This is a genomic window from Bradyrhizobium sp. INPA03-11B (assembly GCF_040446015.1).
Classification (GTDB): domain Bacteria; phylum Pseudomonadota; class Alphaproteobacteria; order Rhizobiales; family Xanthobacteraceae; genus Bradyrhizobium; species Bradyrhizobium macuxiense_A.
In genome coordinates this window covers 1-9,801 of sequence record NZ_JASGSR010000198.1, presented here as the reverse complement: position 1 = coordinate 9,801, position 9,801 = coordinate 1, and the positions used below count along the sequence as shown (strand labels likewise).

The window sequence follows — 9,801 nt, the reverse complement described above, 5'->3', positions numbered from 1 at the left end:
GGTCAATCAGGCTTTTCTCGACTACGGCTATAGCGGGCTGTCGATGGTCGGGTTGGCCAAGGCCTGCGGTTTCACGCAGCGCGCGCTGTACTACTACTTCAGCAACAAGGAAGAGGCGTTTCGCGCCGTCATTGCGCATCGCCACGTCGAGGACGTCGCGCTCGCGCTGGAGGCCGGCCGGTCGGTGCGGGCAAAGGGCGGCGGCGCGCTGGATATCTTCGCGACGATTCTCGACGTCCGCTACGGCGAGACGCGGCGCCGCCTCACCGGCTCGCCGCACACCGTCGAGCTCAATGCCGAGGCGTTCAAGCGCTGCCGCGATCTGATGATCAAATCCGCCGTCTCGTTCCAGGCTGATCTGGAAAAACTGGTGATCGCCTTGCAGGCCGCACGGCTGCTGAAGCTGAACGGCGAGTTCACGCCGGAGCAGATTGCACAGGCGCTTGCCGACGGCGCCCGCGCCGTCAACCAGGCGCTGCCGCCGATTGCGCGCGACGACTTCTCGGCCCGCTACCGCCAGATGTGCGCGATGGTGCTCTACGGCTGCGCCGTGATGCCGAAGCGGAAGTAATCCGCGCTAGCGCCCACGCGCCGTCGTTCCAGATCAGCAAATCCCTCCGACAATCGACCGTCAGGCGCCGGCGTTTCGCCGGCCCGCCGACAAGTTTTGACACGTGTTATCTATTTCATATTTTACATGACTATGTGAAATATACGATATTGCATCGCAAGAACCTTTGGAGAGTCTCGAATGGCTGACATGGGGCAAACGGACGATCCGGCCGATCGTCGCGCGATCCGGCATGCGCTGGACCGATGTGATCAGCCTGCGCGCATTGAGAAGATAATTTCCGTCGACTTCGCCAGAACCGCGCTGGCGCTTCGCCCGGTCTCGGCACCGCCGATTTCCTTCCCGGCGAGGCGCGCTCTGACGCAGAGCGAGGGGTCATGCACGATGCGCACAACGCTTGAGGACAGCCCGCACACGCGTGCCGGCGATGCCGTGGACCAGGCCGCAGCGATCGAGCTCGCCCGTCGGGGCGCTCCGGCGACCGGCAATCGCGGCTGGGCGCCGCTGCTCGAAGCCTGCCTTGCCGACTTCAAGGACGCGACCGAGGCCGGTGATACCGCGAGCATCCCTGCGCTGGTCAAGATCATCGCCGACCTTGCGCTGATCGAGCGCGGCGCGATCAGGCCGGGCAGCCGCCGCGCGCAACAGGCGCTGCGCGGCGGCCGGCTCAGCCTCGCGCGCCGTCTGATCACGCGCCACCTCGCCAAGCCGGCGCTGTCGCCGGGGATGATCGCCGAGATGCTCGGCGTCTCGGTTCGCTACCTGCACGTCCTGTTCGAAGCGACGGGGGCGAGCTTCTCGCAGACCGTCACCGCGCAGCGCCTGAGCGAAAGCCGCAGGCTGCTGTGCGAAAAGCCGCCGCGGCCGATCGCCGATGTCGCGCTCTCCTCCGGGTTCGGCAGCCTGGCGACGTTCTACCGGATCTTCAGCGCGTCCGAAGGACTGACGCCGGGCGAGTACCGGGCCGCGGGGCTCTAGCCGCGACGACGACCTGATGAGGCCTTACGGCCACAGTTGGCTCCATTTCTTCAGCAAGTGCGCTTTGGATCGACGGGATGCGCGCACTGAGAAGACACCGCACGACCGTTGCACCAGAAACAACCAGTTACAATGGCAGGCGGGGGCAAGGTCATGGCGAGCAGCGGCAGGCCGGAGATGTGGCGCGGCGCGCTGCTTGGATCGGTGTCGTTGATCGCGCTGAGCTCCACGGCGGAGGCCGCGGTCTATTGCTCGGGCGTCGGCACCGCCAACGTGCTGTGCGACGCCACCCATCCCTCGGACGGCGGACTCTACGCGAGCTACAACGGCGATCTCACCGTGAACGTCAACGCTGGCGCCGGGATTAACTCCCGTGGCGTAGTCGTGAGCGCCAACGGCAGCATCACATTCAATCACAACGACCCCGCAGGCATCACGGGATCCCTGGCCAACGGCATCCAGCTCCTCGGCACTAGCCAAGCCCCGATCACCTACACGGGATCGGCCGACGTCACCGCCAACTGGTACGCAATCCAGGTCTCGGCCAGCGGTCCGGTCTCGATTACCCAGACCGCCGGCACGGTCTCGGCCAACACCGGCATCAGTGTCTCGAGCGCAGGACCGGGAGGTACCGTCAACATCAACACCGTTGGCAGCCAGATCGTGGCACCGAACGGCACTGGAATCTTCGTCGACACCCGCGGCAGCCAATCCGACGTCACGATCGCGACGGGCGCAGTCACCGGCAACACCACCCAAACCGGCGGCGGGATTTACGTCCGGATGGGACAGAGCACCCAAACTGCGCGCAATCTGTCCGTCACGACCAATGGCGCGATCGTCGGGGGCATCTATCTCCAGAATGGTGGCATCGGCACCGTCGACCTCACCACCAATGCGAGCGTCGTCGGGGGCATCTACCTCCAGGCCAGCAATTCGGCCAACACCAATGCGTTCACGGTGAAACTCAATCAGGATGTCAGTGGCGACGTCAGTCTGCTGAACTACGGCTCCGGCACCAACACGATCCGGACACGCGGCATCACGGGCGGGACGCTTTCCGTGTCCGGCCGCGGCAGCAACAGCAGCCTCGTCGTGGACGGCAATATTGCCAAGGGCAACGGCCCCGACACGTTCTTTTACGGCGCCCTGGCGTCTGTCGGTTTCTCCGCCGCCGCCGGTGCCAACACTGCAACGTTCAACGGCGATATTTCTGGAACCTTCGACACCAGGACTTCCGTCTCCCATACGTCCTCTGGCGGCGCCGCCGGCCTTTCCGTCGGATTGGGAAGCACATCCAGTGACGGCTCGGCGACGCTGAACGCTAACGGATCGATCTCGGTCACGGGCATGTCGCGGTCCGGCGACACCGCAAATGTGACCGGAGCTTCCCTGGGAGCCTCCGGCGCAGTTCCGGTTGACTTCAATCTGCACGGCGCGGTGACGGCAACATCGATCAGCGACACCGCATCTAAGGTCGTCGGCATCAGTGCACTCCAAACCGATCTGAGCACGGTCCGGTTGACGGCCGATGGCGCAGTGACGGCGACCGCGATCGGCGCCGGCAGCACGGCCACTGGAATTAGCGGTTCAACCACCAGCTTTGCGCCGACCATCATCAACACCGGCACGCTCACGGTTCGCGCCAATGGCGGCGTGACCGCGACCTCGGACGGCGCCGCGACCGGCATCACGCTGAGCCGCGGCAGCGCCATCTCTTTCGCGACCGCCGGGCTCGGCGGCATCGATCTCGTCAGCAAGGGGACGGTAAGCGCCACCTCGACGAGCGCGGCGGCGATCGGCATCAAGGGCATCATCACCAATGGCGCCGACAATTCGGCAACGCTGGCGCTGCGCGCCGAGGGCAATGTCATTGCGAGCGGCAAGGCCGGAAGCTACGGCATCTTCGCGCAGCGCGACGGTCTCGGCGACATCAAGATCGACGCTCTCGCCGGCGTGCAAAGCTCTGGTATCGGCATCTCCGCCTCGCGTTCGACACCCGGCAACATCTTCATCACGACCGGCACCTCCGTCACCGGCACCACCGGCATCGTGACATCGGGCGGCACCACCACGCTCGTCACCAACGGCGCCATCACCGGCACAGGCGGCACCGCCGTCCGGCTCGGCGGCACCAACGATTTGCTGCAAGTCCTGTCCGGCACCGTGTTCAACGGCAACATCGTCGGCAGCGGCACCAGTATCGTGCAGTTCGGCGGCACGACCGCCGCGAGCTTCGACCTGTCGAAACTCGGCACCGGCTTCGCCAATTTCGGGGTTCTCGCCGGCTCGAACTGGAGCTTTACCGGCAACTCGAACTTTGCCGGGTCTGTCAACGTCGACAGCGTGTTCATCCTCAACGGCGCGATGCCGAACGCCAGCGTCACGGTCGGCCCGAACGGCACGCTCGGCGGCAACGGCACCATCGGCAACACTGTGATCAGCGGCACGCTGTCGCCCGGCAATTCGCCGGGGACCATCACGATGGCGAGCCTGACCATGACCGCGGCGGCGACTTATCTGGTGCAGGTCACCAACACGATCAGCGACACGGTGAACGTGACCGGCGCGGCCAACATCGCTGGCAACGTCATCGTGCAGCCGCTCGAACGCATCACCAGGAAGACCACCTACACCATCGTCAATGCGGGAACGCTGAGCGGCACGTTCGGCTCGGCAAGCCTGTTGCTCGCCAACAACCTCGCGCGCAATCCGGTGCTGAGCTATGTCGGCAACGACGTGCTGCTGTCGGTCGATCCCGGCCTGCTCTCCCCGATCCTGCCGGCCAATGCCGGCGTCAATCACAGGAGCGTCGCGGGCGCGATCGACAACGGCCTGCTCGGCGGCGCCAACCTCTCCAGCGCCTTCAGCGCGATCTTCAACCTGTCGGGCGACAATCTCCTGAACGGCCTGACCCAGCTCTCGGGCGAGAGCGCGGCCGGATCGCAGCAGACCACGTTCAACGCCATGAACCAGTTCATGGGCACGATGCTCGATCCCTTCGTCGACGGCCGCGGTGCGACGGCGCTGCCGACCGGGTCAGCCGCTTACGCCGACGACAATTCCCTGGCCTATGCGGCAAAGCATCCGACCAGCGACGCCACCGCCGCGATCTACCGCAAGGCGCCGGTTGCCCAGGTCTATGATCCGCGCTGGAGCATGTGGGCGGCGGCTTACGGCGGCTCACAGTCCACCGACGGCAACACCGCGCTCGGCTCGAACAACACCACGAGCCAGGTGTTCGGCACCGCGGTAGGTGCCGACTACCGCTCCTCCCCGAACACCATCGTAGGCTTCGCGCTCGCCGGCGGCGGCACCAATTTCAACATCGCCAACAGCGGAGGCGGCCGCTCCGACCTGTTTCAGGCCGGCGCCTTCATCAGGTACAATATCGGCGCGGCCTATCTCGCCGGCGCACTGGCCTACGGCTGGCAGGATGTCACGACGGATCGCACCGTGATGGTCGGGAGCGTCGATCGCCTGCGCGCCGAGTTCAAGGCCAATGCTTGGTCGGGCCGCGCCGAGGGTGGCTATCGCTTCGTCGCGCCATGGATCGGCGGCATTGGTCTTACGCCCTACGCCGCCGGCCAGTTCACGACGTTCCAGCTTCCCGGCTGTGCCGAGCAGGCCATCGTCGGCGCCAACACCTTTGCGCTCGCCTACAACGCCAAGAGCGTCACCGACAGCCGCAGCGAGTTCGGCCTGCGCGCCGACAAATCCTTCGCGCTGTCAGATGCGGTGCTGACGCTGCGGGGCCGCGCAGCCTGGGCGCATGATTTCAATCCGGACCGCAGCATTGCCGCGACATTCCAGACCCTGCCCGGTGCAAGCTTCGTCGTGAACGGCGCGGCACAGGCCTCCGACTCCGCCCTCACCACCGCCTCCGCCGAACTGAAATGGGCGAACGGCTGGTCGGCACTAGCAAGCTTCGAGGGCGAGTTCTCCAACGTGACCCGCTCCTATGCCGGCAAGGGCGTGGTCCGCTATGCATGGTAATGCACGTTGCGGCGAGCATGCCTCTGCGTGATTTCGGAATATTAGAAATATATTCGTGAGTTGCCCGACGTGTCAACTGGCCTGGTCGAACGCCGGCCACCGCCCCTCCTTTGCATGGGGTTGTTTTCGATATTTTGGCGACGCGCCTCCCCCGCAAAGGCGGCGCCTGCCCCCGCCGGAGACCTCGTCATCGGACCCGGGACTGGCGATTCATTTGACCGCCAAATGACGGAAATGACGGTTATTTTGGCCAAAACGTTAAGCTTTTTCGCCTATCCGGCCGGTTCCAAGATTGACTTTACCGGTTTCGCCCCTATGTTGCGGGGCAACGCGGCCCTCGGATCGAAACGCGATTCGTCAGGTTTGCCGTCCGTCAGCGTTAGTCAGAGCCCCCGAGCTTTATAGAAAAGCGAGCCGTTTCGGGGCCGAACGCGACAGCCTTTTACCTTCGATTCCGAACGGCGGTTTCGACCAGAGGCTCAATGTCTTTTTCCAATCTAGGCCTGTCCGATAAGGTCCAAGCCGCAGTTGCGGCCACCGGTTACACCACCCCCACCCCCATCCAGGAACAGGCAATCCCGCACGTTCTCGCCCGGCGTGACGTCCTTGGCATTGCCCAGACCGGCACCGGCAAGACTGCTGCCTTCGTTCTCCCGATGCTCACCATCCTCGAGAAGGGCCGCGCCCGGGCACGGATGCCGCGCACCCTGATCCTCGAGCCGACCCGCGAGCTTGCCGCGCAGGTGAAGGAGAACTTCGACAAATACGGCGCCGGGCAGAAGCTCAACGTCGCCCTCCTGATCGGCGGCGTCTCGTTCGGCGACCAGGACTCCAAGCTGATGCGCGGCGTCGACGTCCTGATCGCAACGCCCGGCCGCCTGCTCGACCACACCGAACGCGGCGGACTGCTGCTCACCGGCGTCGAGCTGTTGGTGATCGACGAAGCCGACCGCATGCTCGACATGGGCTTCATCCCCGACATCGAGCGCATCTGCAAGCTCGTCCCGTTCACGCGGCAGACCCTGTTCTTCACCGCGACGATGCCGCCGGAAATCAGCCGCATCACCGAAGCCTTCCTGCATAACCCGGCCCGGATCGAAGTCTCCAAGCCCGCGACAACAGCGGTGACCGTGACCCAATCCCAGGTGCCGGCCGGCCGCGAGCCGCACGAGAAGCGCGAGATCCTCCGCCGCCTGCTGCGCGATGCCAAGGACCTCAACAACGCGATTATCTTCTGTAATCGCAAGCGCGAAGTCGCCGTCCTTCACAAATCACTGCAGAAGCACGGCTTCAGCGTCGGCGCCCTGCACGGCGACATGGACCAGAGCGCACGCATGGCGGCGCTCGATCAATTCCGCAAGGGCGAGCTGCCCCTGCTGGTGGCCTCCGACGTCGCCGCCCGCGGCCTCGATATCCCGGCCGTCAGCCACGTCTTCAATTTCGATGTGCCGCATCACCCCGATGACTACGTCCATCGCATCGGCCGCACCGGCCGCGCCGGGCGTACCGGCACCGCGATCTCCATCGTCACCCCGCTCGACAGCAAGTCGATGGCCGCGATCGAGAAGCTGATCGGTCAGCAGATTCCGCGCACCGAGGGCGACTATACCGTTCACAGCGACGCCTCCGACGAGGACGCCGCGCCGCGCCGCTCGCGCAGCCGCGAAGGTTCGCGCGATGGTGCCCGCGGCGGCCGCAAGCCGCGCCGTGAACGCGAGGCGCGCGAGCCGCGTCACGACCAAGAGCCCCGCCAGGAGCGTGCAGCCAAGCCGGAGCGCGAGCCGCGCCACGGCCGTGGCTCTTCGCCCCAGGCAGCCCCGTCGCACGTCCCGTCAATCGGGCGTGCCGAGCCGCGGCGGCCGCAGCGCGATGTCGACCACGAGCCCGCCGATCATTCGCACCTGCCTGCCTTCCTGCTGCGACCGGTGCGCGCACGCGCCTAAGGATTGCTGTGTTGCCGCCGCATCAGCGGCGGCTTCCGGACAGTCGATGTTGCCGCCGGCCGTCGCCGCACGCGCTGATCTCCCGCGTTTGAAACAAATGCGCACCATTCTCGCATCGCGTTGACACGCAAGCGAAAAGCTTCCGAAAGCCGCGCGCGAACACGACGGCGTCGGGCGCATTGAGCGATAGTCGCGGCCGGCATCCCGTAGTTCTACTGTTTACCTTGCCTTCACTCTCGTCCCGTACCCTCGCCCCCATAATTTAGTCATTGCTGCCGGACATGACCGGCATTGGTGCATTGAGGACGTAACAGTGGTCAAACTGCTGGACGAACACGAACGTACGTTGGCCTTTGCCGAAGTCGCGCTTGGTCAGATCCGCTCGCTTCGCCAGACTGCCGTCCCCCGCAACTATGAGATCTGGTACGTCTACGCGACCGGATACAACGCACCGCTCAACAAGGTCATCAACGAGACGCTGGCGCGCAGCGGCAAGCTCTCTGAATCCGATCTCGAGCAGATCTACGAAACCTACCTTTCGCACATCAAGACCTCCGACCGCATCGACAAGGTCGGCGCCCGCGTCATCGGCGAGATCGATGCCGTCATGAAGCTGATCACCGATGCGCTCGGTGTGTCCGCGACCTATGACGCCAGCCTCGTCGGCGCCAGCGACCGCCTCTCGACCGCAACGACGCGCGACCAGATCAAGACCATCGTCGAGGGGCTCGCCAAATCGACCCGTGAGATGCGCGAGACCAATCAGGCGCTGGAGAACCGGCTCGCGCTGTCCAAGTCTGAGATCAACGAGCTGCAGCACAGCCTGGAGGCGATCCGCGCCGAGAGCCTGACCGATCCGCTCACCGGTCTCGGCAACCGGAAATATTTCGACCGCTCGATGGACATGGCGGTGCAGGCCGCGCTGGCCAGCGGCGAGCCGCTGTCGCTCCTGATGTTCGACATCGACCACTTCAAGTCGTTCAACGATTCCTACGGCCATCTCACCGGCGATCAGGTGCTGCGCCTCGTGGCGCAGTCGCTGAAGCAGACCATCAAAGGCCAGGACATCACCGCCCGCTACGGCGGCGAGGAATTCGCTGTCGTGCTGCCCAACACCGCGCTGCGCCAGGCGCTGACGGTCGCCGACCATATCCGCCGGGCCGTGATGGCCAAGGAGCTGAAGAAGAAGTCGACCGGCGAGATCCTCGGCCGCGTCACGATCTCGGTCGGCGTATCCATGCTGAAGCCGGCCGACGACACGGATTCGCTGATCGAGCGCGCCGATGCCTGCCTCTACGCCGCCAAGCGCGCCGGCCGCAACCGCGTGATCTGCGAAGCCGATCCGGAATTCAGCGCCGAGACGCAATCGCGCGTGGCGTGATCTGATCGCCTCATGTGAGGCCTTGGACCACGCGCCCGGCTCTACCCACGTCATTGCAAGCGAAGCGAAGCAATCCATCGCGTCGCATATCTGGAGCGATGGATTGCTTCGTCGCTATCGCTCCTCGCAATGACGTGGAGGGATTTCGCCCCTCAGCAATCAGGATGGTCTTCTTTTCTGTGTCCGCTTCTTTGAAGGTCGCTTTGCCGCAGACTTCCGCACTGCCGCCTTGTTGCCTGCAACCTTCTTTGCAGCAGCCTTCTTCGTCGGCGCCTTCGCCTTTCGCGTAGCCGGTCGTTTCCTTGGCCGCTTGCGCAGCGCTGCGCGTTGGGCGGCGCCGAGCGCCGAGCGCGCCCAGACCGCGAGCTCCTCGGAATCATCGAACAAGCGCGCCGGTAGCTGCCAATATGAGTTCACTGTCACGGTCTTGGCGCGCGTCTGGTACTGGAACGGCCCGCAGCCTTCCGCCTCGAATTGCGGGATGGTCTCTTCGTCGGCGCGGAAGTAGAGCCCGGCACGCAACGCGAGCGCGAAATTGGTGCCGTCAGCGGAAATGCCGTAGCCGGAGAACATCCGGCGCAGCGTGACCGGGCCGAAATCGGCGAACAGGTCGGTCAGGAATTCGCGGTCCATGTGCCCATCGCCCCGCTTTGCGCGCTCAGGGGAGGAGCGCGTCTCCATCCACGTTATTGCGAGCCAACGGGTCGCGCGAACGCGCGCCCGATGACAGGCTCCGCGAAGCAATCCATCCAACCGGGTATGCGGACCCATGGATTGCTTCGTCGCTATCGCTCCTCGCAATGACGCCGGATGGAATTGGTGGGTGCGCCGCAGAGACCGGCGTTCTCTTGATCTTCTAGGTGGTGTGGACTCTAAGGATTCCCTTTTGAGAGCAAATCAGATTCAAGGCTTCTTTTGGGAGGCAGTCTTGG

General features: G+C 64.8%; 6 protein-coding genes. 5 read left to right on the top strand and 1 reads right to left on the bottom strand.

The annotated features are described in order from the left end of the window. The 5 genes from QMZ05_RS39125 to QMZ05_RS39105 form a co-directional block, all read left to right on the top strand. A partial coding sequence (locus QMZ05_RS39125; protein WP_353705616.1) for a helix-turn-helix domain-containing protein occupies positions 1–571 on the top strand: 571 nt, incomplete at its 5' end. Between the two features lie 180 nt (positions 572–751). Continuing rightward, entirely contained in the window at positions 752–1,549 is a 798-nt protein-coding gene (locus QMZ05_RS39120) for a helix-turn-helix transcriptional regulator (RefSeq protein ID WP_353705615.1), read from the top strand. Positions 1,550–1,702: 153 nt separating this feature from the next. Further along, on the top strand, positions 1,703–5,545 hold the full coding sequence (locus QMZ05_RS39115) for an autotransporter domain-containing protein (RefSeq protein WP_353705614.1): 3,843 nt from the start codon (positions 1,703–1,705) through the stop codon (positions 5,543–5,545). Positions 5,546–6,027: 482 nt separating this feature from the next. Then, a complete protein-coding gene (locus QMZ05_RS39110) occupies positions 6,028–7,488 on the top strand; it encodes a DEAD/DEAH box helicase (RefSeq protein ID WP_353705613.1) in 1,461 nt (486 codons plus the stop codon). Between the two features lie 313 nt (positions 7,489–7,801). Then, entirely contained in the window at positions 7,802–8,869 is a 1,068-nt protein-coding gene (locus QMZ05_RS39105; protein ID WP_279705985.1) for a GGDEF domain-containing protein, read from the top strand. Positions 8,870–9,028: 159 nt separating this feature from the next. Here QMZ05_RS39105 and QMZ05_RS39100 read toward each other — a convergent pair whose 3' ends face one another. Then, on the bottom strand, positions 9,029–9,502 hold the full coding sequence (locus QMZ05_RS39100) for a TfoX/Sxy family protein (RefSeq protein WP_353705612.1): 474 nt from the start codon (positions 9,500–9,502) through the stop codon (positions 9,029–9,031). Positions 9,503–9,801 lie beyond the last annotated feature (299 nt).